Raw genomic sequence first — 25282 nt, 5'->3', positions numbered from 1 at the left:
CGCCTGTCGGCGAGCCTGATGCTCGCGGCGTCGAGCCCGCTCACGCTGATCGCGGCGCTCTGCCTCGCCGTCGTCGTCGCCTCCGCCGTCTTCGCCCCCTGGATCGCGCCGCACGACCCGCTGCAGCTCGCCCCGGCCCAGCGCCTGAAGCCGCCGGGCGCGGAATTCCCCCTCGGCACCGACGCCTACGGGCGCGATCTCCTGTCGCGCGTCGTCTATGGCGGGCGCGTCTCGCTCCTCGTCGGCCTCGGCGCCGCGCTGGTCAGCATCACGATCGGCCTCGCCATCGGCCTCGTCTCGGGCTTCTTCCGGCCGGTCGATGCCGTCGTCATGCGCATCATGGACGGGCTGATGGCGATCCCCGCCATCCTGCTCGCCATCGCCGTCGTGTCGCTCTCCGGGGCGAGCCTCGCCACAGTCCTCGTGGCCATCACCATCCCCGAGATCCCGCGTGTCGTGCGCCTCGTGCGCTCGGTGGTCCTGTCGGCGCGCGAGGAGCCCTACGTGGAGGCGGCCATCTCCGTCGGCACCAGCCTGCCGAGGATCCTGTGGCGCCACCTGATGCCGAACACCATCGCGCCCCTCATCGTGCAGGGCACCTATGTCTGCGCCTCGGCGATCCTCACCGAGGCGATCCTGTCCTTCCTCGGCGCCGGCATCAGCCCGGAGACGCCGACCTGGGGCAACATCATGGCCGAGGGCCGCACCTACTTCCAGCTGAAGCCCTCGCTCATCTTCTGGCCGGGCCTCCTGCTCTCGGCCGCCATCCTCTCCATCAACCTCCTGGGCGACGCGGCGCGCGACGCGCTCGATCCGCGCATGAAGCGGCGGGAGGGCACGCGATGACCGGGACGACCGCCATGACGCATCCGATCGTCCTCGACATCGAGGACCTCGTCGTCGGCCTCGGGCCGAAGCCCGGCGGCCCGCGGGTGATCGACGGCATCTCGCTCAGGCTGCGCGAGGCCGAGACGCTGTGCCTCGTCGGCGAGTCCGGCTCGGGCAAGTCGGTCACCTCGCTCACCGTCATGGGCCTGCTGCCGAAGCGCGCGCTCGTGCCGGGCGGCGGCCGGGTGCGGCTCGTGGGTGAGGAGGTGCTTCAGGCGAGCGACCGGCGCCTGCGGCAGCTGCGCGCCACGACCATGGCCATGATCTTCCAGGAGCCGATGACCGCCCTCAACCCGGTGGTGCCCGTCGGCCGGCAGATCGACGAGGTCCTGAGGGCGCACACGAAGCTCGACGCGCGCGAGCGGCGCCGGCGCATCCTCGCCATGATGGAACAGGTGCACCTGCCGGACGTGGAGCGCATCTTCGCCTCCTACCCGCACAGGCTCTCCGGCGGCCAGCGCCAGCGCATCATGATCGCCATGGCGCTGATCCTGGAGCCGAAGCTCCTCATCGCCGACGAGCCGACGACGGCGCTCGACGTCACGACCCAGAAGCAGATCCTGACGCTCATCCGCGAACTGCAGGAGAATCAGGGCACGGCCGTGCTCTTCATCACGCACGACATGGGCGTCGTCGCCGAGATCGCCGACCGCGTGGCGGTGATGCGCCACGGCCGCCTCGTCGAGAGCGGCCCCCTTGACGCGATCCTGCGCGAGCCCGCGCAGGACTATACGCGCCATCTCCTCTCGGCGGTGCCGAGCCTCGTGCCGCGCCCGCCGCGGCCGGATGCGGGGGCGCCCGTGGTGCTCGAGACGACGGGGCTCGGCAAGGTCTACCGCGAGCGCTCCGCCTTCGGCCGGGCACGCGAGGTCGCGGCGGCGAAGGACGTGACGCTGACGCTGCGCAAGGGCCGCACGCTCGGCATCGTGGGCGAGAGCGGCTCGGGCAAGTCCACCGTGGCGCGCTGCATCGTGCGCCTCGTCGATCCCTCCTCGGGCGCCATCCGCGTCGCCGGCGACGACATCTCCGGCCTCTCGCGCGGGGCGCTGCGGCCGCACCGCAAGCGCATCCAGATGATCTTCCAGGACCCCTACCGCTCGCTCAACCCGCGCCTGACGGTGGGGGAGACGATCGCCGAGGGGCCGGTCAACTTCGGCGTGGCGCGCGAGGATGCCCTGGCGCGGGCGCGCGAGCTCCTGAAGCTCGTCGACCTGCCGCCCGACGCGGTGACGCGCTATCCGCACCAGTTCTCGGGCGGCCAGCGCCAGCGCATCGCCATCGCCCGCGCGCTCGCCATGGAGCCCGACGTGCTCGTCGCCGACGAGGCCGTCTCCGCCCTCGACGTCTCGGTGCAGGCGCAGGTGCTCGCGCTCCTCGACGAGATCCAGCAGCGGCTCGGCATCGCGCTCCTCTTCATCACCCACGACCTCAGGGTCGCGGCGCAGATCTGCGACGACGTCGTCGTCATGCAGCACGGGCGCATCGTCGAGCAGGGGCCGGCGCAGGAGGTGCTGACGCGGCCGCGGCAGGCCTACACCCGCCAGCTCTTCGAGGCGGCGCCCGGCCGCGACTGGGACTTCGCCCATTTCCGCCCGGTCTCGGCCGCGGTGGCTTCGTGATCAGGGGATGGAGACGGGAATGCGCTTTCTCATCGCGATGATGAAGCACGAGACCAACACCTTCAGTCCGGTGCCGACGCCGATCGAGCGCTTCGCCCGCGGCCGCGGGGTGCCGCTGTCCGGCGAGGAGGCGCTGAAGGCCTATCGCGGCACGGGCTCGGGCATCGGCGGCTTCATCGCCGTCGCCGACCGCGAGGGGGCGGAGATCGTCTGCCCGCTCGCCGCCGAGGCCTGGCCCTCCGGCCTCGTCGAGGACGCAGCCTACGACACGATGTGCGGCATGATCCTCGACGCCGTGCGCGCCGGCGGCCTCGACGGCATCATGCTCGACCTGCACGGCGCCATGGTCACCGAGAGCCACGAGGACGGGGAGGGCACGCTCATCGAGCGCATCCGCGCCATCGATCCGGCGACGCCGATCGCAGTGGCGCTCGACATGCACGCCAATGTCTATCCGGCGGTCATCGCGAAGGCGACGGTCGTCTGCGGCTACCAGACCTATCCGCATCTCGACCAGTTCGAGACCGGGCAGCGCGCCGGCGACATCCTCGTGCGGGCCATCCGCGGCGAGATCCGGCCGGTGATGGCCTGGGGCAACAACCCCATGCTGCCGCACGTGATGAAGCAGGGCACGCACGAGTTCCCGAACCGCGAGCTGCAGGCGAAATGCGTCGCCTTCGAGCGGCAGGGGGCGCTCGCCGCGAGCCTCTTCGTCGGCTTTCCCCATGCCGACATCCGCGAGGCAGGCCTCTCGGCCGTCGTGGTGACGGACGGCGACGCGCCCCGCGCCGCGGCGATGCGCGACGAGCTGCTCGACGACGCCTGGCGCGCGCGGAAGGACTTCGTCTTCGCCATCGAGCCCCTGCGCGAGGCCGTGGCGCGGGCCAAGGCCCTGCCGCCGGGCGAGGGGCCGATCGTCCTCCTCGACCACTACGACAATGCCGCCTCGGGCGGCACGATGGACACCACCCCCGTCCTTGCCGAGATCCTGCGCCAGGGCCTCGAGGACGTGGCGATCTTCGCGATCTGCGATCCGGCGGCCGTGGCGCAGGCGATCGCCGCCGGCCATGGCGCCACTGTCACGCTCTCGCTCGGCGGCAAGATGGCGATGCCCGCGATCCGCCGGGCCAGTCCGCCGCTTGACGTGACGGGCGTCGTCAAGACGATCACCGACGGCCATTTCCGCAACCTCGGCCCGATGTCGAAGGGCGTCGAGATGCGCATGGGGCCGACGATCGTGCTCGACACCGGCAGGGCCGAGATCGTCGTCATCTCCGAGCATCAGGAGCCGAACGACGAGGCCGCCTTCCTCTCGGTCGGCATCGACCCGCGCCGCAAGCGCTTCGTCATGCTGAAGAGCCGGGTGCACTGGCGCGCCGGGCTCGGGCACGTGGCGCGCGAGATCATCCCCTGCGCCGGGGTGGGCGTGTGCACGTCCGACTACGGCGAGATCACCTTCCGCAACGTCCGCCGGCCGATCTATCCGCTCGACGCGGATGCCGCGCGGCCGATGCCCGCCGCGGAGGCGGGATGATGTCGGCCGTCCGGATCGCCGTCGGCGGCTTCCTGCACGAGACGAACACCTTCGCCCCGTCGAAGGCCGGCTACGGCGATTTCGAGGAGGGCGGCGGCTGGCCGCCGCTGTCCGTGGGGCGGGCGGTCGTCGAGGCGACGCGCGACGTCAATATCGGCATCTGCGGCTTCATCGCGGAGGCGGAGGCGCGCGGCTGGGAGCTCGTGCCGACGCTCTGGTGCGCGGCGAGCCCCTCCGCCCACGTGCGCGAGGAGACCTACGAGCGCATCGCCGGGACGATCGTCGGGGGCATCGCCGCCGCAGGGCCGCTCGACGGCGTCTATCTCGACCTGCACGGGGCCATGGTGGCCGAGCATCTCGACGACGGCGAGGGCGAGCTCATCGCCCGCGTGCGCCGCGTCATCGGCCCCGCCGTGCCGCTCGTCGTCAGCCTCGACCTGCACGCCAACGTCACGCCGGCCATGGTGGAGGGGGCGGATGCCCTCGTCGCCTTCCGCACCTACCCGCATGTCGACATGGCCGAGACCGGGCGCCGCGCCGCGCGCCACCTCGCGCGCCTCCTCGCCGGCGGGCGCTTCGCCAAGGCCTTCCGGCAGCTGCCCTTCCTCATCCCGATCAGCTGGCAATACACGGGCATGGAGCCCTGCCGCGGCATCTATGCCCGCCTCGCCGCGCTGGAGGGCGAGGCGGTGCCGACGCTCTCCTTCGCGCCGGGCTTTCCGGCCGCCGACATTCCCGACTGCGGCCCCTCGGTGGTGGCCTACGGCCGCAGCCGGGCCGAGGCGGAGGCCGCGGCCGACGCGATCGCCCGCCTCGTCATGGCGAGCGAGGCGGCCTTCGACGGCGAGATCCTGTCGCCGGACGAGGGCGTGCGGCGGGCGATGGCCATCGCGGCGGGGGCGAGGAAGCCCGTCGTCATCGCCGACACGCAGGACAACCCCGGCGCCGGCGGCGATTCCGACACGACGGGCATGCTGCGGGCGCTCGTGGCGCACCGGGCGCCGCGGGCGGCCCTCGGCGTCATCGTCGATCCCGCGGCGGCGGCTGCCGCCCATGCGGCAGGGGAGGGCGCCACCGTGACGCTCGCCCTCGGCGGCAGGTCCGGCGTTGCGGGCGATGCCCCCTTCGAGGCGACATTCGCGGTGGAGGCCCTGTCGGACGGCATCTTCACCGCCCCGGGGCCCTACTACGGCGGCAGCCGCATGAACCTCGGCCCCTCCGCCTGCCTGCGCATCGGCGACGTGCGCGTCGTCGTCGGCTCGCGCAAGGCGCAGCTCGCCGACCAGGCGATGTTCCGCCATGTCGGCATCGAGCCCACGGAGCAGGCGATCCTCGTCAACAAGAGCTCGGTGCATTTCCGCGCCGACTTCGAGCCCATCGCCGAGGCGATCCTCGTCTGCGCCGCGCCCGGTCCCATGCCGGCCGATCCCGCGGCGCTGCCCTGGACGCGCCTGCGCCGCGGCCTGCGCCTGAAGCCGAACGGACCCGCCTTCGCTCCCTGACGCCGCCGCGACGACCTTCGACCCCCACACGCACACCGGACGAACGCCATGCCCAACATCGCCCGCATCGACGGCTACGCCGACGAACTGACGGCCATCCGCCGCGACCTGCACGCCCATCCGGAAATCGGCTTCGAGGAGCTGCGCACCTCCTCCATCGTGGCGGAGAAGCTCGCGAGCTGGGGCATCGAGGTGCATCGCGGCATCGGCGGCACGGGCGTCGTCGGCCTGCTCCAGGGCCGGGGCGACGGCGGGCGCCGCATCGGCCTGCGCGCCGACATGGACGCCCTGCCCATGGAGGAGAAGACCAATCTGCCCTACCGCTCCACCATCCCCAACCGCTTCCACGGCTGCGGGCACGACGGGCACACGACGATCCTCCTCGGCGCGGCACGCTACCTCGCCGAGACGCGCAACTTCGACGGCACGGCCGTCTTCATCTTCCAGCCGGCGGAGGAGGGGCTCGGCGGCGCCCGCGCCATGCTCGCCGAGGGCCTGTTCGAGCGCTTCCCCTGCGACGAGGTCTATGCCCTGCACAACTCGCCCGATCTCGAGCCGGGGCAGGTGTCGGTCTTTCCCGGGCCGGGCATGGCGGGGGCCGACTTCTTCGACATCACGGTCAAGGGCCGCGGCAGCCACGGCGCCATGCCGCACCAGTCGCGCGATCCGGTGGTCGCCGCCATGGCGCTCGGCCAGGCGCTGCAGACGGTGGTGAGCCGCAACGCCGATCCGCTCCAGGCGGCGGTGCTGTCCATCACGCAGGTGCACGCGGGCTCCGCCTACAACGTCATTCCCGACGAGGTCAGGCTTGCCGGCACCGTCCGCGCCTTCGCCGACGACGTGCGGACGCTCGTGCGCGAGCGCATGCGCGCCATCGCCGGCGGCATCGCTGCCGCCTTCGACGTCGGGATCGCGGTCGACATCCGCGACATCTTCACCGTGCTCGAGAACCACGAGGTGCCGGCCGCGGCGGTTGCCGAGGTGGCGCAGGAGATCGTCGGCGCCGGCAACGTGCTGACGGCGCCGAAGCCGCTCATGGGCAGCGAGGATTTCGCCGACATGCTGCGCGCCGTGCCGGGCTGCTACTTCTGGCTCGGCCACTCCGGCAACGTGCCCGTGCACAATCCGGGCTTCGTCCTCGACGACGCGATCCTGCCCACGGGCGCGAGCCTCTTCGCCCGCCTGATCGAGACGCGCCTGCCGGCGGCGTGAGGCATCGGGGCCTGCCCGATCAGCCCTGCGGGCGCGCGAGGCTCTGCTCGCGCAGGAAGATGAACAGGCCGGCGCCGACGATGATCGCGGCGCCGACGAGCGTGGAGGCCTGCGGCACGTCGCCGAAGACGAGGTAGCCGAACACGACGGCCCACACGATCAGCATGTACTGGTAGGGCACGACGACGGAGGCGGGCGCGAGCTTCAGGGCCCGGTTGACGCACACGTGTGCCACCATGGCGACGATGCCGAGGAGCGAGAGGAGGGCGAGGTCGCGCCCGCCCGGCGCCACCCAGGCGAACGGCGCCATCACGAGGCCGAGGAGGAGCGCGGCAACCGTCTGGCCGGTGACGAGCACCGTGTCGCTCGTGCCGCTGAGCTTGCGCGTCGTGATCATCAGCAGGGCGAAGAACAGGCTGCCCGCGAGGGACACGAGCGCCGGCAGCGTCAGCGTGGCCGGCGAGGGCTGAAGGGCGACGAGCACGCCCGCGAAGCCCGCCGTCACCGCCGCCCAGCGCCGCCAGCCCACCTTCTCGCCGAGGAAGAGGGCCGAGAGCGCCGTCACGTAGATCGGGCCGGCGAGATAGTAGGTCATGACGTCGGCGAGCGGCAGGGAGGTCACCGCCCAGTAGAAACAGGCCACTTCCAGCGTAGAGAACACGACGCGCAGGATCTGCAGTCCCGGGCGCGGGGCGCCCCTGAAGGCGGCGACGCCCTCGCGGCGGATGAAGGGCGCCAGCATGATGAGGGCGGCAAGGCTCCTGACGAGCAGCACCTGCGCCACCGGATAGGTCGCGACCAGCCACTTTCCCATCACGTCGTTGACGGAGAAGAGGAAGATGCCCGTCACCATCATGCCGATGCCGGCGAGGGTGGCGTGGCGCGGCTCGAGGACCGCGCGGCGGATCTGGGTGAAGGTCATCGGGAAACCGTGGTGGGCTGTCGGGAGGGGGTGGCGTCGCCTCGCCCCCGCGTGGCCGGGAGCCTATCCCGGCCTGCCTGTCTTGTGAGCATGCCTCGGGCGCCGCCTGCCCCTGCGCCAGGCTCATGGCACCGGGGCCGCGGCCACGGCTTCGGACGGGGGCGCCGGTGGGGTCATTGTGCGTCGCACCGCGGATTGGTGCGGTGCACGACAAGGCCATTGTGCTCCAATCATCATATCATACGATGATTACATGGAGCCGCGCACCGCCCATCAGGCCGTCGTCGATGCGATCGCCCGCGACATTGTCACGGGCCGCTATCGGCCGGGCGACACGCTGCCGACCGAGCCCGAGCTCTGTGCCGCCTATGCCGTGAGCCGCACCACGGTGCGCGAGGCGCTCAAGACGCTCACCGCCAAGGGCATCGTTTCCGTCCGCCCGAAGACCGGCACGCGCGTGCGCCCGCACGAGCGCTGGAGCCTGCTCGACCCGGAAGTGGTCGACTGGCGCCTGGCGAGCGGCGTGGACGGGACGCTCGTGCGTGACATCGTCGACATGCGCCTCATCATCGAGCCGGAGGCGGCGGCGCTCGCCGCCGAGCGTGCGGGCGAGGCGGACATCGCCGCGCTGCGCGGGGCCTTCTCCGCCATGACCGAGGCGGCGTACCGCAAGGGCAGCTACGTGGAGGCAGACCTCGCCTTCCACCGCGCGCTGCTGCACGCCGCGCGCAACCAGTTCCTGTCGCAGCTCGTGCCCATCGTCACGGGCATGCTGCGCCTGTCCTTCGAGCTGTCCGTAGTCTCGCGTGAGGCGGCCATCGCCTCGCTCACGCTGCACGAGGCGGTGCTCGACGCGATCGCGGCCGGCACGCCCGATGCGGCCCGCGACGCCACGCGCATCCTCATCGTGCGGGCGCGCGGCGACATCGAGGGCAGGCCCGGCTTCCGGCCATGAAACGACGAACGTGAGACAAGAAGACGGTCACCGCAGCGGGGAGGGTCGATGCGCGGTCTAATCGATTTAGGATTCAAGGGCCTGGAGGGGCTTCTCGTGCTCCTCCTCGCCGCCATGGTCGTCATGGTCTTCGGCAACGTGGTGCTGCGCTATCTCTTCGACACGGGCATCGACGTGTCGGAGGAGCTGTCGCGCTTCCTGTTCGTGTGGCTGACCTTCATCGGTGCAGTCGTCGTCGCGCGCGAGAACGCGCATCTCGGCGTCGAGACGCTGGTGACGCGCCTCGGCGCGGGCGGGCGCAAGCTCTGCATGGTCCTGTCCGACGTCGTCATCATCGCCTGCTGCGCCGTCTTCTTCTGGGGCACCTGGCAGCAGGCCGGCATCAACGCCACGAACTACGCGCCGATCACCGAGATCTCGATGCTGTGGATCTACGGCGTCGGCTTCTTCACGAGCATCGGCATGGGCCTTATGGCGCTCGCGCGCATCCTGCGCGTCGTCACCGGTCGCATCGACGAGCACGAGCTGAAGGCCTTCGCCGGCGAGTATGGCGACGACGAGGCGCACGCCCTGAAGGAGCGCCTCGAATGACCATCGCCGTCTTCCTCTCCTCGCTCCTTGGGGCCATGGCGCTCGGCATGCCGATCGCCTTCGCGCTCATCGTCTGCGCACTCGCGCTTATGGTCTGGCTCGGCAATTTCGACAGCCAGATCGTGGCGCAGAACATGATCATCGGCGCCGACAACTTCCAGCTGCTCGCCGTGCCGTTCTTCCTGCTCGCGGGCGAGCTGATGAATGTCGGCGGCCTGTCGAAGCGCATCGTCAACTTCGCGGTGGCCTGCCTCGGCCATATCCACGGCGGCCTCGGCTATGTGGCCATCGTGGCGGCGATCATTCTCGCCGCCCTGTCGGGCTCGGCTGCGGCCGACACGGCGGCGCTCGCGGCGATCCTCATCCCGATGATGCGCAACGCCGGCTACGACGTGTCGCGCTCGGCCGGCCTCATCGCCGCCGGCGGCATCATCGCGCCGGTCATTCCGCCCTCGATCGGCTTCATCATCTTCGGTGTCGCCGCCAACGTCTCGATCTCGCAGCTCTTCCTCGCCGGCGTCGTGCCCGGCCTGATGATGGGGCTGTCGCTCGTCGCCGCCTGGGCCTTCGTGTCGCGGCGCGACGCGCTCGAGACGACGCCGCGCACGTCCATGCGCGAGCGCGGCAGGGCCTTCGTCGACGGCTTCTTCGCCCTGCTGATGCCGGCGATGATCCTCGGCGGCATCAAGTGGGGCATCGTCACGCCGACGGAGGCGGCCGTGCTCGCCGCCGTCTATGCCCTCGTCATCGGCATGTTCGTCTATCGCGAGCTGAAGCCGTCGATGCTCTACGGCGTCTTCCTCACCGCGGCAAAGACGACGGCCGTCGTCATGTTCCTCGTCGCGGCGGCGCTCGTCTCCTCCTGGCTCATCACCCAGGCGAACATCCCGGCCGAGATCGGCGGCATCCTGGAGCCGCTCATGGGCCACAAGACGCTGCTCATGGCCGCGCTCATGCTGCTCGTCCTCGTGGTGGGCACGGCGCTCGACTTCTCGCCGACGGTGCTCATCCTGACGCCGGTGCTCATGCCCATCGTCAAGCAGGCGGGGATCGACCCCGTCTATTTCGGCGTGCTGTTCATCATGAACAACGCCATCGGCCTCATCACGCCGCCGGTCGGCATCGTGCTCAACGTCGTCAGCGGCGTGGCGCGGGTGCCCATGGGCGCCGTGATCCGCGGCGTCAATCCCTTCCTGATCGCCCAGACGATCGTGCTCTTCCTGCTCATCCTCTTCCCCGAGTTCGTCACGGGGCCGCTCGCATGGCTGCGCGGGCGCTGAGGCATGGGGCGGCGGACATCGCTGATCGAATGAACCGCAGAACCATCAAGGTGAGGAAACGAAGGATGAAAGCTCTCAAGCTCACGCTCGCTGCGGCCGCGGCCGCGATGACGCTCGCGGCGGCCATGCCCGCCTCGGCGCAGTTCGCCGACCGCACCATCCGCCTCTCGAACGGCGTCAACGAGGACCATCCCAACGGCCTCGGCGTCGCCAGGTTCAAGGCCTGCCTCGCCGAGAAGTCCGGCGGCAAGATGAAGGTGCAGGGCTTCTGGGGCGGGGCGCTCGGCGGCGACCTGCAGGCGACGCAGGCGCTTCGCTCCGGCACGCAGGAGATGGTCGTCACCTCGAGCTCGCCGCTCATCGGCATCCTGCCCGACCTCGGCGTCTTCGACCTGCCCTTCCTCTTCGCCAGCGAAAGGGAAGCCGACGCCATCCTCGACGGCGCCTTCGGCAAGTATGTCTCCGACAAGCTGACGACGGTCGGGCTCGTCAATCTCGCCTATTGGGAGAACGGCTTCCGCAACATGACGAACTCGCGCCGGCCCATCACGAAGTGGGAGGACTTCAAGGGCATGAAGGTGCGCGTCATGCAGAACAACGTCTTCCTCGACACCTTCAAGAACATGGGCGCGAACGCCGTGCCCATGGCCTTCGGCGAGGTGTTCACGGCGCTCGAGACCAAGGCGATCGACGGCCAGGAGAATCCCTTCGTCACCATCGACACCTCCAAGTTTTACGAGGTGCAGAAATATCTGTCGGTGACGCGCCACGCCTACACGCCCTTCCTGGTGCTTTATTCCAAGAAGCTGTGGGACGGCCTGTCGGCGGACGAGCAGAAGGCCCTGCAGGACTGCGCCGTCGCCGGCCGCGACGAGCAGCGCAAGGCCTCGCGCGACCAGGGCGCCAAGGCCCTCGCCTCGCTCAAGGACAAGGGCATGCTCGTCAACGAACTCGAGAAGCAGGAGCAGGAGCGCATCCGCGAGCAGGCCAAGGCGGTCTACGACAAGCACGCGCCGAACGTCGGCGCCGAGACCCTGAAGAGGATGCTCGACGAGCTCGCCGCCCTGCGCAAGGCGAACTGACGGCACGCGTCCGCGCGTGCGGAGGGCCAGGCCCTCCGCACGCCTCCCCCGCTCCCTGCTTTCCGAAGGGCCTCGCCCGCCTCGGGCGAGAACGCATCTGCCATGAAGATCACCGCCGTCGAAACCGTCCGCCTGGGCGAATTCGCCAATATCTGCTGGGTTCGTCTCCACACCGACGAGGGGCTCGCCGGCCTCGGCGAGACCTTCATGGGGGCGGCCGCGGTCGAGGCCTATGTGCACGAGACGGCGGCGGCGAAGCTCATCGGCCGCGATCCGCTGCAGATCGAGGGCGTCAACCGCGACCTCGCCAACTATCTCGGCTGGCGCTCCGCCGGGGTTGAGACGCGCGGCAATTCGGCGATCGACATCGCGCTCTGGGACATCTTCGGCAAGGCGCACGGCAAGCCCGTCTGCGACATGCTGGGCGGGCGCTCGCGCGACAGGATCCGCGTCTATAACACCTGCGCCGGCTACAAATACATTCGCGACGCGCGCGCCCAGAAGGTGGCGAACTGGGGTGTCGGCGCCTCCGAGGGGCCCTACGAGGATCTCGAGGGCTTCCTCCACCGCGCCGACGAACTGGCCCATTCCCTGCTGGAGCAGGGCATCCGCGCCATGAAGATCTGGCCCTTCGATGTCGCCGCCGAGCGCAGCAACGGCTACGACATCTCGCCCGAGGAGCTGCGGCGGGCGCTCGAGCCCTTCGCCAGGATCCGCAAGGCGGTCGGCGACAGGATGGACATCATGGTCGAGTTCCACTCGCTGTGGAGCCTGCCCATGGCCAAGAAGCTCGCCCGCGTGCTCGCCGATTACGACACCTACTGGCACGAGGACCCCTTCCGCCTCGACAACGTCGGCGACCTCAGGGACTACGCCGAGCACTGCAAGGCTTGGGTCTGCGCCTCGGAGACCCTGTCCTACACCCACGCCTTCCGCGAATATCTGGAGACGGGGGCGGCCGGCGTCGCCATGCTCGATCTCTCCTGGTGCGGCGGCCTGTCGGAGGCGCGCAAGATCGCGGCGCTCGCCGAGGCCTGGCACGTGCCGGTGGCCCCACACGACTGCACCGGCCCGGTGGTCTATGCCGCCTCCTGCCACTTCTCGCTGCACGCCCGCAACGCCCTCATCCAGGAGAGCGTGCGCGCCTTCTACACGGGCTGGTATACCGAGCTCGTCACCGAGCTGCCCGCGGTGACACGGGGCGAGGTGACGGTGAACATGAAGCCGGGCCTCGGCCTCGAGCTCCTGCCCGGCCTCACCGGGCGGCCCGACGCCGTCGTGCGCGTGACGCGGGCCGGGGACCTGTGAGGCGCGGGCAGGCCGGGCCCGGGTGAACGAGAGGAGAGGGGAGTGACCGCTGCGCTCATCGGCCTGGACTGGGGAACGACCTCGCTGCGCGCCTATCTGATCGGGACGGACGGGGCGGTGCTCGACCGGCGCGCCTCTGCGCGCGGCATCCTCGCGGTGGAGGGGCGCGCCTTCCCGGCCGTCTTCGCCGAGACGGTGGGGGACTGGGTGAAGGCCCATCCGCGCCTGCCCGTCCTCGCCTCGGGCATGATCGGCAGCCGCCAGGGCTGGCGCGAGGCGCCCTACTGCCCCTGTCCGGCGGGCCTTGCCGACGTCGCGGCCGCGGGCGTCGACGTCGCCGTGCCGGACCACGGGAGCCTGCGCATCCTGCCGGGGCTCGACTGGCGCGACGCGGCCGGCGTGCCGGACGTGATGCGCGGCGAGGAGGTGCAGATCTTCGGCGCCCTGGGGGAGGCGGAGGGCGAGCGCCTCGTCGTCCTGCCCGGCACGCACAGCAAGTGGGTGCGCGTGGCGAACGGGCGCGTCACGGCCTTCCGCACCTTCATGACCGGCGAGCTCTTCGCCGTGCTGCGCGACCATTCCATCCTCGGCCGGCTCGCCGAGGGCGGGGTGGACGACGCCGAGGCCTTCGCCCGCGGCCTTGCCATGGCCGAGGACATGGACGGGCAGGGCGGCCTCCTGCACCGCCTGTTCAGCGCCCGCACCCTGCCGCTCTTCGGCGAGTTTCCGCAGACGGCGACGCCGAGCTATCTCAGCGGCCTCCTCATCGGCGCCGAGATCGTCGGGGCGCTCGCCTGGTGCCGCGCCATGGGGCTGGAGCCGGAGGCCCGGCCGCTGACCGTCGTCGCCGGCGAGGCGCTCGCCGGCCACTATGCCGCGGCGCTCGCGCGCTTCTCGCTCGAGAGCCGCGTGGCGCCGGCCGACATCGTCGCCGCCGGCCTCCTGCGCGTGGCGCGCGCCGGCAAGCTCATCGGGTAAGGACCATGGCCTTCTGCCTCAGCGACTGTCTTGCCGCCCTGCCGCTCGTCGCCATCCTGCGCGGCCTCGGGCCGGAGCGGGCGGTGGAGATCGGCGAGGCGCTCGCCGCCGCGGGCTTCCGCCTCGTCGAGGTGCCGCTCAACTCACCAGACCCCTTCGCCAGCATCGCCCGCCTCGTCGAGGCTCTGCCGGCGGACGTGATGGTCGGCGCGGGCACCGTGCTCGACCCTGCCGACGTCGACCGGCTGGCGGCGGCCGGCGGCCGGCTCGTCGTCATGCCGCACGCGGACGGGGAGGTGATCCGCCGGGCGAAGGCGCTCGGCCTCGCCTGCGCCCCCGGCGTCGCCCCCCCGACGGAGGGCTTCGCCGCGCTCAAGGCCGGGGCCGACGCGCTGAAGCTGTTTCCGGCCGAAACCCTCGGGCCGGCGGCGCTGAAGGCGTGGCGGGCGGTGTTCCCCGGGGGCACGCGCTTCCTGCCCGTCGGCGGCATCACGCCCGAGACCATGGGGCCCTGGATGAGGGCGGGCGCCGACGGCTTCGGCCTCGGTTCCGCCCTGTTCACGCCGGCCATGAGCACGGCGGAGGTGGCGGACAAGGCCGCGCGCTTCGTCTCCGCCTGGCGCGAGCTGAGGGCGGTGCGCTAGAGCATTTTCCGCCGAGGTGGTCGCCGGTTCGACGAAGAAAATGCTCTATTTTCAAAAAGATAGACGCACTACCCGATTCAATTGAATCGGGTAGTGCTCTAGGCATCTTCCGCCGAAGGGGATGCCGGCATGGCGAAGCGCCGAAGGTCCGCGCCGGCGAAAATGCTCTGTTCTCGAAAGGATGGATGCGCTTCCCGGTTCAGGTGAAGCGGGCCGTGCTCCAGGAGCGCTGCTTCGTGCCGTCAGAGGGGGCGGAACTCCTCGCGCACGGCCGCGTAGAGGCGGCGAAAGCGCGCGAGCCGCGGCCGGTAGGCCGCGGCCAGCCCCGGCTCCGGCTCCATGCGGTCGAGGATCGGCGGCGCCGCGCAGACCGCCTCCGGCGCCTCTCCGGTCAGCGCCAGGCGGGCGAGGCGGGCGGCGCCGAAGGCCGGGCCCTTGTCGCCGCCGCGATGGCGCAGGATGGGCCGGTCGACGACACTCGCCAGGATGCGCATCCACAGATCGCTGCGCGCCCCGCCGCCCACCGCCGCGATCTCGCCGAGGGGCGTGCCGGTCGCCGCGATGCAGTCGACCGCGTCGGCGAAGGTGAAGGCGACGCCCTCGAGCACCGCCTGGACGAGCGCCCGCCGGTCGCTCGCCGCGGTGAGGCCGAAGAAGGCGCCCCTGGCGTGGGGATCGTCATGCGGCGTGCGCTCGCCGGCGAGATAGGGCAGGAAGACGAGGTCCCCGGGGCCGGCGTAGGCCGCCTCGGCCTCGGCGACGAGCGTCGCGACATCGGCGCCGACGAGGCTTGCCGCCCAGGAAAGGCAGCTCGCGCCGTTGAGCATCGCCGCCATCTGGAACCAGCGGCCGGGCAGGGCGTGGCAGAAGGCGTGCACGAGCCGCCCCGGATCGGGGCGGTAGCACGCCGTCGCCGCGAGGAGATTGGCCGAGGTGCCGAGGGAGGCGACCGCCGTGCCCTCCGCCACGACGCCGACGCCGATCGCGCCCGCCGCCGTGTCGCCGGCGCCGGCGGCGACGATCACGCCCGGCGGCAGGCCCCAGCGCCGGCCGAGCTCCGCCCGCACGCTGCCCGTGGCGACGGTGCCCTCGACGAGGCGGGGCATGAACGACCGGTCGAGGCCGCAGGCGGCAAGCGCCGCGTCGCACCAGTCGCGCCGCGCCTCGTCGAGCCACCAGGTGCCGGCCGCGTCCGACAGGTCGGTGGCGAGCTCGCCGGTGAGGACGAGGCGCAGGTAGTCCTTGGGCGACAGCGCCACTTTCAGCCCTGCCCGCACCGGCGGCTCGTGCCGGGCGAGCCAGGCAAGCTTCGGGGCGGTGAAGCCCGCCATCGCCGGCACGCCGACGATCGCGGCAAGGCCGGGATGGTCGGCGTTGAGGGCGGCCGCCTCGGCGAAGGCGCGCCCGTCGTTCCACAGGATCGCCGGGCGCAGCGGCTTCAGGTCCGCGCCGAGGAGGACGGCGCCGTGCATCTGCCCGGACAGGCCGATGGCCGCAACCTCCGCGAGCGGCGCCAGGGCCGCGAGCCGGTCGAGCACGGTGGCGACTGCGCGCCACCAGGCGTCGGGATGCTGCTCGGACCACAAGGGCCGCGGGCGCTCGGTCGCGAGCGGCTCGGCTGCCTCGGCAAGCACGGCCTGCGCCTCGTCGACGAGCACCGCCTTCACCGCCGAGGTGCCGATGTCCAGTCCGATGAACCGTGCCACGCCGCCGCTCGCCGATGCGCCAAAGGGGTCGGCCGGCGACTATAGGCGAAAGGGTGCCGCCGGCACATTGACAGGCTTTTGCCGTTCGATAAATTAATTCACTATGAATTAAGAATGAGGGAAGCGGCGTCCGCTCCCCTCGCGCGCAAGAAGAGGCGGGACGGGGGGCGAGACGGCGCCCGGGCCCGATCCTGCTCCGGGGAGGTGGGTGTGCTCAAGGAGCGCGGTCAGCGCCACGGGTCGAACTCCGTCCTCGTGCGGGAGTTCAACGAGCGCGTCATCCTGACCGCGCTGCGCCGGCACGGCCGCGCGTCGAAGGCCGATCTCGCCCGTCTCGCCGGCCTCACCAGCAATGCCGCCGGCATGATCGTGCGCGAGCTCGAGGCGGCCGGCTTCGTGCGCTCCACCGGCAAGCGCTACGGCGGGCGCGGCCAGCCGGCGACCATGCTCGAGCTCAATCCGCAGGGCGCCTACGCCATCGGCGTGCGCATCGACCGCGACCTCGTCGAGACCGTGCTCGTCGACATCTGCGGCAGCCTCCTCGGGCGCGTCGTGCACGACGGCCTGCCGGACCCGCAGGATGCGGTGGTGCGCATCGCGGCCGACGTCGCGGCTTTCCGCCGCGAGCTCGGCCGGCCCGGCGTCGAGCGCCTCAAGGGCATCGGCGTCGCCATGCCCTACAATCTGGGGAGCTGGCTCGTCGAGCTCGGCCTCACCGCCGACAAGTACCGCATGTGGGACAGCTTCGACGTGCAGGCGGCGCTCGCGGCGGCGACGGGCCTGCGCGTCCTCGTCGAGAACGACGGCAGCGCCGCCGCCGTCGGCGAACTGAACCACGGCCGCGGCCGCGAGATCGACGATTTCATCTATGTCTTCATCGGGCCGGCCCTCGGCGGCGGCGTCGTGCTCGAGGGCGACTACCTGCGCGGCCGCAACGGCAATGCCGGCGACATCGGCGTCATGCCGGTGCGCCCGTCGCGCCTGCCCTCCGTGCCGCGCACGCGCGACGACTACGTGCCGCTGCTCACGCGCGCCTCGCTCGGCGGGCTCAGGCGCCATCTCGCCCATTGCGGCACGCCGGTCGCCGCCCGCGAGGATCTCGCGCGCGCCATCGCGGCGCGTCCCGAGGCCTTCGCCGAATGGTGCGGCGACGCCGCCGACGCCGTCGTCGCGCCGCTGCTCGCCTCGTGCCACCTGCTCGATGTCTCGACCGTGGTGCTCGACGGCGACCTGCCGGAGGCGGCGCTCGACGCCCTCATCGGCGAGGTGGCGCGCGCTGCGCAGGCGGCCGTGGCCGAGTCGCGCAAGGCGCCGGAGCTGCTGCGCGGCTCGCTCGGCTGTGACGCAGCCGCCATCGGCGCGGCGAGCCTGCCGCTGCACCTGAGCTTCAGCCCCATGCACCGGGTCCTCACCGGCCAGGTCGGCGACAGTTTCGGCGACATGTTCCTGGAGGTTCAGCCGTGAGCACGATCACGCCGCTCGCCGCGCCCATTCTCGAGATGCGCGCGATCTCCAAGACCTTTCCCGGGGTCAAGGCGCTCTCGAACGTGGCGCTGCGCGTCTATCCGGGCGAGGTTCATGCGCTCATGGGCGAGAACGGCGCCGGCAAGTCGACGCTCATGAAGATCCTCTCCGGCGCCTACCAGGCGGACCCCGGCGGGGAGATCCGCATCGGCGGCGAGACCGTGCACATCGACGGGCCGCTCACCGCGCGCCGGCTCGGTGTCTCCATCATCTACCAGGAGCTGTCGCTCTCGCCGAACCTGACGGTGGCGGAGAACATGCTGCTCGGGCGCGAGCACGCCCGCCTCAGCTTCGTCGACCGCCGCTCCATGAACGCGCTGTGCGCGCCGGTCCTGCAGCGCCTCGGCGTGCACTTCTCGCCGGCGACGCGGGTCGCGGAACTGACCATGGCCGAGCGCCAGCTCGTCGAGATCGGCCGTGCCCTCGTCGCCCGCTCGCGCATCCTCGTCATGGACGAGCCGACCACCTCGCTCTCCTCGCGCGAGACGGAGCGCCTCTTCGACATCGTGCGCCAGCTCCGCGCCGAGGGCCTCGCCATCGTCTACATCAGCCACCGCATGGCCGAGATCTACGAGCTCGCCGACCGTGTCAGCGTGCTGCGCGACGGGACCCACGTCGGCTCCCTCGACCGCGCGGAGCTCTCCGCCGAGAAGCTCGTCCGCATGATGGTGGGCCGCGACCTGTCGACCTTCTACAAGAAGGAGCACGACGCCCACGGCAGCCGCGGGCCGGTGATCTTCTCGGTGCGCGATGTCGGCGACGGCAGCCGCATCGGCCCCTGCTCCCTCGACCTGCACGAGGGCGAGGTGCTCGGCCTCGCCGGCCTCGTCGGCGCCGGGCGCACGGAGCTCGCGCGCCTGATCTACGGCGCCGACCCGCGCACGACCGGCACGATCACGCTCGACGGCCGGCCGGTGAAGGCGACGCACCCGGGCGAGGCGATCGAGGCGGGCATCGTCTATCTCACCGAGGACCGCAAGCAGCTCGGCCTCTTCCTCGACATGACGGTGCGGGAGAACGTCAACCTCGGCGTCATCGGCCGCGACAGCCGCATCGGCGGCCTCCTCGACCGCCGCGCCGCGCGCCGGCGCGCCGCTGCCGCGGTGAAGAACCTCGGCATCCGCGTGCCGACCGACCAGGTGAGCGTGGGCGCGCTGTCCGGCGGCAACCAGCAGAAGGTGCTGCTCGCCCGCCTCCTGGAGACCAGGCCGCGCGTGCTCATCCTCGACGAGCCGACGCGCGGCGTCGACATCGGCGCCAGGTCCGAGATCTACCGCCTCATCGACGACGTGGCGAAGGCGGGCGGCGGCGTCATCGTCATTTCGAGCGAATTGCCCGAGATCGTCGGCATCTGCGACCGCGTGCTCGTCATGCGCGAGGGCGTCATCGCCGGCGAGGTCGGAGGCCACGGCCATCCGCCCATCAGCCAGGAGACGATCGGCGCCATCGCCACCGGCGCCGTCGATCGCCCGGGGGCGGCCGCGGCGGCGGGCCTTACGGGTGACCCCGCTCTCCTCCATTGAATGCTCGCGGATCGCGCCCGGCCCGGCGCGGTCCTCCGACAGCCTGATCAGCGACGGGACCCTGTGATGACCACGAGCCCATCCGACACCGCGATCGCCGGCTTCGCCAGCGAGGAGATGCGCCGCCGCCTCGCCATGCGCGCCTTCGTGCAGGCGCTCGGCATGCTGCCGGTGCTGATCCTCATCGCCATCCTGTTCCAGTTCCTGAGCGGCTACGCCCAGACGGGCAGCTTCGCCGGCGCCTGGGCGGAGGGCCGCTTCATGAGCTGGCAGAACCTGTCCATCGTGGCGCAGCAGGCGGCGATCAACATCGTGCTCGCCGCCGGCATGACCTTCGTCATCCTCACCGGCGGCATCGACCTGTCGGTCGGCTCGATCCTGGCGGCCTCCGCCATGGTCGCCGTCATCGCCTCGAAGATCCCGGACTGGGGCATGCTCGGCATTCCGGCGGCGCTCGCCATGGGGCTCGCGCTCGGCCTCGTCAACGGCGCGCTCATCGCCTTCGTGCGCCTGCCGCCCTTCATCGTCACGCTCGGCTCGCTCACGGCGGTCCGCGGCCTCGCGCGCCTCCTCGGCGACGACAAGACGGTGTTCAACCCGCAATTGCCCTTCGCCTTCATCGGCAACGGCACGCTCCTCGGCGTGCCGTGGCTCGTCGTCATCGCGCTCGCCGTCGTGATCGCCTGCTGGTTCGTCCTGCGCCGCACGGTGCTCGGCGTGCACATCTATGCGGTGGGTGGCAATGCGGACGCCGCAAGGCTCTCGGGCATCAAGGTGTGGGCCGTGCTCCTCTTCGTCTACGGGGCATCGGGCCTGTTCTCGGGGCTCGGCGGGGCCATGTCGGCGGCGCGCCTCTACGCGGCCAACGGCCTGCAGCTCGGCCAGTCCTACGAGCTCGACGCCATCGCCGCGGTCATCCTCGGCGGCACGAGCTTCGTCGGCGGCATCGGCTCCATCTGGGGCACGCTCGTCGGCGCCCTCATCATCGCCGTCCTGTCGAACGGCCTCATCCTCGTCGGGGTGTCCGACATCTGGCAGTACATCATCAAGGGCTTCGTCATCATCGGCGCCGTGGCGCTCGACCGCTACCGCCTCAAGGGCTCGGCGCGGACCTGACCGGCCGCGCGGGACGGGGCCGGCGCGGGACCAACCCGCAGGCCGGCGCATATCGGGACAAGTGGAGGAAACCGTGAGGAACCATCGCCGCAGGATGCCCACCAGCACGCTCGCCCTGACCGCCGCCGCCGTCGCCCTCGCGCTCGGCGCCGGAGCGGCGTCCGCCAAGGAGCTCAAGTCGATCGGCATCTCGCTCGGCTCGCTCGGCAATCCCTTCTTCGTCGCTCTTGCCAAGGGGGCGGAGGCGGAGGCCAGGAAGACGAACCCGAACGTCAAGATCACGACCGTCGGCTACGACTACGACCTCGGCAAGCAGTTCACGCAGATCGACAACTTCATCGCCGCGGGCGTGGACATGATCCTGCTCAACCCCGGCGACGTGAACGCCCTCGAGCCGGCGATCAGGAAGGCGCAGGCCGCCGGCATCCTGGTCGTGGCCGTGGACACGGCGGCCAAGGGCGCCGACCTCACCGTCACCACCAACAATGTCCAGGCCGGCGAGATCGCCTGCCAGTACATCGTCGACAAGCTCGGCGGCAAGGGCGACGTCATCATCCAGAACGGCCCCCAGGTCTCGGCCGTCGTCGACCGCGTCAACGGCTGCAAGAGCGTCTTCGCCAAGAACCCCGGCATCAAGGTCCTGTCCTCCGACCAGGACGGCAAGGGCTCGCGCGACGGCGGCCTCAACGTCATGCAGGGCCACCTGACGCGCTACCCGAAGATCGACGCCGTCTTCGCCATCAACGATCCCCAGGCCATCGGCACCGATCTCGCCGCCAAGCAGCTCAACCGCAACGGCATCGTCATCACGGCGGTGGACGGCGCCCCCGACATCGAGGCGGCGCTGAAGGACCCGGCGAGCCCCGCCATCCAGGCGTCCGCCAGCCAGGACCCCTACGCCATGGCCCAGCTCGCCGTGAAGCTCGGCGTCGAGGCCATGAACGGCAAGAAGCCGGCCGAGACCGTGACGCTCATGCCCTCGAAGCTCGTCACGCGCGACAACGTCAACGAGTACAAGGGCTGGTCCTCGCCGCGCTGAGCCGCGGCCCCTCGGCCAGGGAAACGGCGCCGGCCCGTCCGGCGCCGTTTGCATTTCGGCGCCCCGCCGCGGCCCCCGCGACGGGCATGCGCCGATTGACGGCCGCATGCGCGCCTCCTATTCTGGCCGAAATACGACATGTTGTGCGATATGCGCACAACAATTCAACGACGGGCATCCCCGCCGGCAGGCGGGCCGCCCCGCCAGACCGGGAGGCGAGAGACGCCATGGCCAGGGTGCTGCCGCTCGCAGCGGCGATCGGGGAGACCGTTCGCGACGGCGACACCGTCGCGATGGAAGGGTTCACGCATCTCATTCCGCATGCGGCGGGGCACGAGATCATCCGGCAGGGGCGCCGGCACCTGACGCTGGTGCGCATGACGCCCGACCTCATCTACGACCAGCTCATCGGCATGGGCTGCGCCGACAGGCTCGTCTTCTCCTGGGGCGGCAATCCCGGCGTCGGCTCGCTGCACCGCCTGCGCGACGCAGTGGAGAACGGCTGGCCGAACCGGCTCGCCATCGAGGAGCATTCCCACGCCGCCATGGCCAACGCCTACGAGGCCGGCGCGGCGAACCTGCCCTTCGCCGTCTTCCGCGGCTACAAGGGGGCGGACCTGCCCAAGGTCAATCCCGGCATCCGCTCCGTCACCTGCCCCTACACGGGCGAGGTGCTGGCCACCGTGCCGGCCATCCGCCCCGACGTCACGGTGATCCACGCCCTGCGCGCCGACCGCGCCGGCAACGTGCTGCTCGAGGGCATCGTCGGCGTGCAGAAGGAGGCCGTGCTCGCCGCCAGGCGTGCCGTGGTGACTGTGGAGGAGATCGTCGACGACTTCGGGCCGCGCTCGCCCAACGCCGTCATCCTCCCGGCCTGGACGGTGACGGCGATCGCGGTCGTGCCGGGCGGGGCCCATCCCTCCTACGCGCACGGCTATTACAAGCGTGACAACGCCTTCTACCAGGCATGGGACGGGATCGCGCGCGAGCGAGACACCTTCCTCGCCTGGATGAAGGAACATGTGCTCGCCAAGGGGCCGGACGCCTTCGCCGTCCACGCCCGCAAGGCGGCCTGAGGAGCGCGCGATGACCTATACCGCGAACGAGATGATGACGGTCGCCGCCGCGCGCGCCCTCACCAATGACGATGTCTGCTTCGTCGGCATCGGAGCACCCTCCGCCGCCTGCAACCTCGCGCGCCTGACGCACGCGCCCGACATCACCCTCATCTACGAGAGCGGCACCATCGCCACGCGGCCGAACGTGCTGCCGCTGTCCATCGGCGACGGCGAATTGTGCGAGACGGCGCTCACCACCGTCTCTGTGCCGGAGATGTTCCGTTACTGGCTGCAGGGCGGACGCATCACGCTCGGCTTCCTCGGCGGCGCCCAGATCGACCGCTTCGCCAATCTCAACACCACCGTCGTGGGCCCCTACGACAGCCCCAGGGTGCGCCTGCCGGGCGGCGGCGGCGCGCCGGAGATCGCGACCCACTGCGGCCAGATCTTCATCATCATGGCGCAGGGCAGGCGCGGCTTCGTCGACAGGCTCGACTTCGTCACCTCCATGGGCCACGGCGAGGGCGGCGACCACCGCGAGCGCCTCGGCGTCAGGACCAGGGGGCCGACCAAGGTCATCACCGACCTGTGCGTCATGGAGCCCGACCCGGTGACGAAGGAACTCACCGTGGTCTCCATCCATCCGGGCGTGACCCGCGATAAGATCGTCGAGAACACGGGCTGGCCGATCCGCTTCGCCGGGACGGTGGCCGAGACGCCGGCGCCCACCGAGCGGGAGCTCGCGGTGCTGCGCGACCTGCAGGAGCGCACGCGGCGCGCCCACGCGGGCGAGGGCACGGCGGGCGAGCAGGCGGCGGCGCGGACGGGAGGAAAGTGATGCGCGATGTCTTCATCTGCGACGGCGTGCGCACGCCGATCGGGCGCTACGGCGGGGCGCTCGCCAGGGTGCGCGCCGACGATCTCGCGGCCGTGCCGCTGAAGGCGCTCGCCGCGCGCCACCCGGGCCTCGCCGACCATGTCGAGGAGGTCTTCCTCGGCTGCGCCAACCAGGCGGGCGAGGACAACCGCGACGTGGCGCGCATGGCGCTGCTGCTCGCCGGTTTCCCCGAGACCGTGCCGGGCACCACCATCAATCGCCTCTGTGCCTCCGGGCTCGATGCGGTGGGCACGGCCGCGCGCGCCATCCGCTCCGGCGAGATCGAGCTCGCCATCGCCGGCGGCGTCGAGAGCATGACCCGCGCCCCCCTCGTCATGGGCAAGGCCGAGAGCGCCTTCCAGCGCTCCGCCGAGCTGCACGACACGACGATCGGCTGGCGCTTCGTCAATCCGCTGATGAAGGCGCAGTACGGCATCGACTCGATGCCCGAGACGGGCGAGAACGTCGCCGACGAGTTCCAGGTGACGCGCGAGGACCAGGACGCCTTCGCCTATCGCTCGCAGATGCGCGTCAAGGCGGCCGCCGAACGCGGCTTCCACGCCGGCGAGATCGTGCCGGTCATGGTGCCGGGGGGCAAGGCCGGCCCCGTCGTCGTCGACAAGGACGAGCATCCCCGCCACGACACGACGCTCGATGGCCTCGCCAAGCTGAAGCCCTTCGTGCGCCAGCCGGGCACGGTGACGGCGGGCAATGCCTCGGGCGTCAACGACGGCGCGGCGGCGCTGATCGTCGCCTCGGCCGAGGCGGTGGAGAAGCACGGCCTCACCCCGCTCGTCCGGGTGGTCGGCATGGCGACGGCGGGGGTTCAGCCGCGCATCATGGGCATCGGCCCGATCCCGGCCACGCAGAAGCTGTGCGGGCGCCTGGGCTGGAAGGTGTCGGACTTCGATGCGGTCGAGCTCAACGAGGCCTTCGCCTCGCAGGCGCTCGCCGTGCTGCGCGGCCTCGGCCTGCCGGACGACGGCGCGCACATCAATCCGAACGGCGGCGCCATCGCGCTCGGCCATCCCCTCGGCATGTCGGGGGCGCGGCTGGCGCTGACGCTGGCGCGCCACCTCGCCGAGACGGGCGGGCGGCGCGGCCTCGCCACCCTGTGCGTCGGCGTCGGACAGGGGGTGAGCCTCGCCGTCGAGCGCGTGAACTGAGGCGGGACCCGCGGCAGGGCGGGTCGCCCATGCAACAAGGCCAGGAGGAAACCCGATGAGTCTTGTCTATCCGAGGGAGGGCCTGAAGGCTCATCCGCCCTATCTGCACGCGGACTATGTCGGCACGCTGAAGCGCGCGCCGCAGAAGCCGCTCGTCATCATTCCGCACACGCTCTCCGAGCTGACCGGGCCCGTCTACGGCCACGAGACGGTGGGGGCGGACGACGCTGACCTCACGCGCCAGCACGCCGGCGAGCCCCTGGGCGAGCGCATCATCGTCTCCGGGCGCGTGCTCGACGAGGACGGCCGCCCGGTGCCCGATACGCTGATCGAGATCTGGCAGGCGAATGCCGCCGGGCGCTACATCCACAAGGTCGACCAGCACGATGCGCCCCTCGACCCGAACTTCACCGGCGCCGGCCGCTGCGTGACGGACGCCGAAGGGCGCTACCGCTTCGTCACCGTCAAGCCGGGCGCCTATCCCTGGCGCAACCACCCCAATGCCTGGCGGCCGGCGCATATCCATTTCTCGCTCTTCGGCCACTCCTTCCTGTCGCGGCTCGTCACGCAGATGTATTTCCCGGGCGACCCGCTCTTCGCCTACGACCCGATCTTCCAGTCCATCCCCGACCCGAAGGCGCGCGAGCGGCTGATCTCGCGCTTCGACCTCGACACGACGAAGCCCGAATGGGCGCTCGGCTACCGGTTCGACATCGTGCTGCGCGGCCGCAACGCGACCCCGATGGAGGCGTGACCCC

At 71.3% G+C, this 25282-nt stretch carries 22 protein-coding genes; 20 read left to right on the top strand and 2 right to left on the bottom strand.

Annotation, left to right across the window (positions count from 1 at the left end; all coding sequences use genetic code 11):
• The first annotated feature begins 18 nt into the window (after positions 1–18).
• The 5 genes from QNA08_RS13105 to QNA08_RS13085 are packed head-to-tail and all read left to right on the top strand — an operon-like array spanning position 19 to position 6755.
• The gene (locus tag QNA08_RS13105) at positions 19–846 is read left to right on the top strand and encodes an ABC transporter permease (RefSeq protein ID WP_283741217.1); all 828 of its coding nucleotides are present in this window, start codon (positions 19–21) and stop codon (positions 844–846) included.
• Positions 847–860: 14 nt separating this feature from the next.
• Positions 861–2507 (top strand): ABC transporter ATP-binding protein, encoded by a 1647-nt coding sequence (locus QNA08_RS13100; protein ID WP_283741216.1) that lies wholly within the window; start codon positions 861–863, stop codon positions 2505–2507.
• Between the two features lie 19 nt (positions 2508–2526).
• Complete coding sequence (locus QNA08_RS13095; RefSeq protein WP_283741157.1) at positions 2527–4041, top strand: M81 family metallopeptidase; 1515 nt, start codon at positions 2527–2529, stop codon at positions 4039–4041.
• Positions 4041–5543: a M81 family metallopeptidase gene (locus tag QNA08_RS13090; RefSeq protein WP_340322117.1), complete on the top strand. Its 1503-nt coding sequence runs from the start codon at positions 4041–4043 to the stop codon at positions 5541–5543. Before QNA08_RS13095 ends, QNA08_RS13090 begins: the two co-directional genes overlap by 1 nt.
• A 48-nt stretch (positions 5544–5591) precedes the next feature.
• Entirely contained in the window at positions 5592–6755 is a 1164-nt protein-coding gene (locus QNA08_RS13085) for a M20 aminoacylase family protein (protein ID WP_283741155.1), read from the top strand.
• Positions 6756–6774: 19 nt separating this feature from the next.
• Here QNA08_RS13085 and QNA08_RS13080 read toward each other — a convergent pair whose 3' ends face one another.
• Positions 6775–7677, bottom strand: coding sequence for a DMT family transporter (locus QNA08_RS13080; protein ID WP_283741154.1), 903 nt, complete (start codon positions 7675–7677; stop codon positions 6775–6777).
• 253 nt (positions 7678–7930) lie between these two features.
• Between QNA08_RS13080 and QNA08_RS13075 the strand changes: the two genes are divergently transcribed.
• From QNA08_RS13075 to QNA08_RS13045, 7 genes are all read left to right on the top strand, one after another.
• A complete protein-coding gene (locus tag QNA08_RS13075) occupies positions 7931–8632 on the top strand; it encodes a FadR/GntR family transcriptional regulator (protein WP_283741153.1) in 702 nt (233 codons plus the stop codon).
• Between the two features lie 48 nt (positions 8633–8680).
• Positions 8681–9223: a TRAP transporter small permease gene (locus tag QNA08_RS13070; protein WP_283741152.1), complete on the top strand. Its 543-nt coding sequence runs from the start codon at positions 8681–8683 to the stop codon at positions 9221–9223.
• Positions 9220–10503, top strand: a complete 1284-nt coding sequence (locus tag QNA08_RS13065; RefSeq protein ID WP_283741151.1) for a TRAP transporter large permease subunit — start codon at positions 9220–9222, stop codon at positions 10501–10503. Before QNA08_RS13070 ends, QNA08_RS13065 begins: the two co-directional genes overlap by 4 nt.
• 65 nt (positions 10504–10568) lie before the next feature.
• A complete protein-coding gene (locus tag QNA08_RS13060) occupies positions 10569–11585 on the top strand; it encodes a TRAP transporter substrate-binding protein (protein WP_283741150.1) in 1017 nt (338 codons plus the stop codon).
• Between the two features lie 102 nt (positions 11586–11687).
• A complete protein-coding gene (locus QNA08_RS13055) occupies positions 11688–12893 on the top strand; it encodes a mandelate racemase/muconate lactonizing enzyme family protein (protein WP_283741149.1) in 1206 nt (401 codons plus the stop codon).
• Positions 12894–12935: 42 nt separating this feature from the next.
• Positions 12936–13871, top strand: a complete 936-nt coding sequence (locus QNA08_RS13050) for a 2-dehydro-3-deoxygalactonokinase (RefSeq protein WP_283741148.1) — start codon at positions 12936–12938, stop codon at positions 13869–13871.
• A gap of 5 nt (positions 13872–13876) precedes the next feature.
• Positions 13877–14515, top strand: coding sequence for a 2-dehydro-3-deoxy-6-phosphogalactonate aldolase (locus QNA08_RS13045; RefSeq protein ID WP_283741147.1), 639 nt, complete (start codon positions 13877–13879; stop codon positions 14513–14515).
• A gap of 242 nt (positions 14516–14757) precedes the next feature.
• Here QNA08_RS13045 and xylB read toward each other — a convergent pair whose 3' ends face one another.
• Positions 14758–16221 carry a xylulokinase gene (xylB, locus tag QNA08_RS13040; protein ID WP_283741146.1) on the bottom strand — a complete coding sequence of 488 codons (1464 nt, stop codon included), beginning with the start codon at positions 16219–16221 and terminating at the stop codon, positions 14758–14760.
• A 210-nt stretch (positions 16222–16431) separates the two neighbouring features.
• On the opposite strand from xylB, the gene QNA08_RS13035 reads away from it, so the two are divergent.
• The 8 genes from QNA08_RS13035 to pcaH all read left to right on the top strand — a co-directional run bounded on the left by QNA08_RS13035 (position 16432) and on the right by pcaH (position 25278).
• Positions 16432–17685, top strand: a complete 1254-nt coding sequence (locus QNA08_RS13035; RefSeq protein ID WP_283741145.1) for an ROK family transcriptional regulator — start codon at positions 16432–16434, stop codon at positions 17683–17685.
• 35 nt (positions 17686–17720) lie between these two features.
• Positions 17721–19268, top strand: a complete 1548-nt coding sequence (locus QNA08_RS13030) for a sugar ABC transporter ATP-binding protein (RefSeq protein WP_283741215.1) — start codon at positions 17721–17723, stop codon at positions 19266–19268.
• Positions 19269–19334: 66 nt separating this feature from the next.
• A complete protein-coding gene (locus QNA08_RS13025; RefSeq protein ID WP_422679914.1) occupies positions 19335–20384 on the top strand; it encodes an ABC transporter permease subunit in 1050 nt (349 codons plus the stop codon).
• 94 nt (positions 20385–20478) lie between these two features.
• Complete coding sequence (locus QNA08_RS13020) at positions 20479–21423, top strand: ABC transporter substrate-binding protein (protein ID WP_283741144.1); 945 nt, start codon at positions 20479–20481, stop codon at positions 21421–21423.
• 227 nt (positions 21424–21650) lie between these two features.
• On the top strand, positions 21651–22499 hold the full coding sequence (locus QNA08_RS13015; protein ID WP_283741143.1) for a CoA transferase subunit A: 849 nt from the start codon (positions 21651–21653) through the stop codon (positions 22497–22499).
• 10 nt (positions 22500–22509) lie between these two features.
• Complete coding sequence (locus tag QNA08_RS13010; RefSeq protein WP_283741142.1) at positions 22510–23319, top strand: CoA-transferase subunit beta; 810 nt, start codon at positions 22510–22512, stop codon at positions 23317–23319.
• Positions 23319–24524, top strand: a complete 1206-nt coding sequence (gene pcaF, locus QNA08_RS13005; RefSeq protein ID WP_283741141.1) for a 3-oxoadipyl-CoA thiolase — start codon at positions 23319–23321, stop codon at positions 24522–24524. The genes QNA08_RS13010 and pcaF overlap by 1 nt, the downstream gene beginning before the upstream one ends.
• A gap of 55 nt (positions 24525–24579) precedes the next feature.
• A complete protein-coding gene (gene pcaH / locus QNA08_RS13000; protein WP_283741140.1) occupies positions 24580–25278 on the top strand; it encodes a protocatechuate 3,4-dioxygenase subunit beta in 699 nt (232 codons plus the stop codon).
• The last annotated feature ends 4 nt before the right edge of the window (positions 25279–25282 follow it).

The sequence above is a fragment of the Chelatococcus albus genome, assembly GCF_030067675.1.
Classification (GTDB): Bacteria; Pseudomonadota; Alphaproteobacteria; order Rhizobiales; family Beijerinckiaceae; genus Chelatococcus_A; species Chelatococcus_A albus.
The sequence above is the reverse complement of the archived record's forward strand: the minus strand, read 5'-3'. Positions and strand labels throughout refer to the sequence as shown.

Bases quoted from the DNA above. Each gene is read 5' to 3' on its own strand.
- QNA08_RS13080 (WP_283741154.1), bottom strand. From the start codon at position 7,677: ATGACCTTCACCCAGATCCGCCGCGCGGTCCTCGAGCCGCGCCACGCC.
- QNA08_RS13075 (WP_283741153.1), top strand. From the start codon at position 7,931: ATGGAGCCGCGCACCGCCCATCAGGCCGTCGTCGATGCGATCGCCCGC.
- QNA08_RS13060 (WP_283741150.1), top strand. From the start codon at position 10,569: ATGAAAGCTCTCAAGCTCACGCTCGCTGCGGCCGCGGCCGCGATGACG.
- QNA08_RS13100 (WP_283741216.1), top strand. From the start codon at position 861: ATGACGCATCCGATCGTCCTCGACATCGAGGACCTCGTCGTCGGCCTC.
- QNA08_RS13015 (WP_283741143.1), top strand. From the start codon at position 21,651: ATGGCCAGGGTGCTGCCGCTCGCAGCGGCGATCGGGGAGACCGTTCGC.
- QNA08_RS13020 (WP_283741144.1), top strand. From the start codon at position 20,479: ATGCCCACCAGCACGCTCGCCCTGACCGCCGCCGCCGTCGCCCTCGCG.
- pcaH (WP_283741140.1), top strand. From the start codon at position 24,580: ATGAGTCTTGTCTATCCGAGGGAGGGCCTGAAGGCTCATCCGCCCTAT.
- QNA08_RS13065 (WP_283741151.1), top strand. From the start codon at position 9,220: ATGACCATCGCCGTCTTCCTCTCCTCGCTCCTTGGGGCCATGGCGCTC.
- QNA08_RS13025 (WP_422679914.1), top strand. From the start codon at position 19,335: ATGACCACGAGCCCATCCGACACCGCGATCGCCGGCTTCGCCAGCGAG.
- pcaF (WP_283741141.1), top strand. From the start codon at position 23,319: ATGCGCGATGTCTTCATCTGCGACGGCGTGCGCACGCCGATCGGGCGC.
- QNA08_RS13010 (WP_283741142.1), top strand. From the start codon at position 22,510: ATGACCTATACCGCGAACGAGATGATGACGGTCGCCGCCGCGCGCGCC.
- QNA08_RS13095 (WP_283741157.1), top strand. From the start codon at position 2,527: ATGCGCTTTCTCATCGCGATGATGAAGCACGAGACCAACACCTTCAGT.
- QNA08_RS13090 (WP_340322117.1), top strand. From the start codon at position 4,041: ATGTCGGCCGTCCGGATCGCCGTCGGCGGCTTCCTGCACGAGACGAAC.
- QNA08_RS13085 (WP_283741155.1), top strand. From the start codon at position 5,592: ATGCCCAACATCGCCCGCATCGACGGCTACGCCGACGAACTGACGGCC.
- QNA08_RS13105 (WP_283741217.1), top strand. From the start codon at position 19: ATGCTCGCGGCGTCGAGCCCGCTCACGCTGATCGCGGCGCTCTGCCTC.
- QNA08_RS13055 (WP_283741149.1), top strand. From the start codon at position 11,688: ATGAAGATCACCGCCGTCGAAACCGTCCGCCTGGGCGAATTCGCCAAT.
- QNA08_RS13030 (WP_283741215.1), top strand. From the start codon at position 17,721: ATGCGCGCGATCTCCAAGACCTTTCCCGGGGTCAAGGCGCTCTCGAAC.
- QNA08_RS13045 (WP_283741147.1), top strand. From the start codon at position 13,877: ATGGCCTTCTGCCTCAGCGACTGTCTTGCCGCCCTGCCGCTCGTCGCC.
- QNA08_RS13070 (WP_283741152.1), top strand. From the start codon at position 8,681: ATGCGCGGTCTAATCGATTTAGGATTCAAGGGCCTGGAGGGGCTTCTC.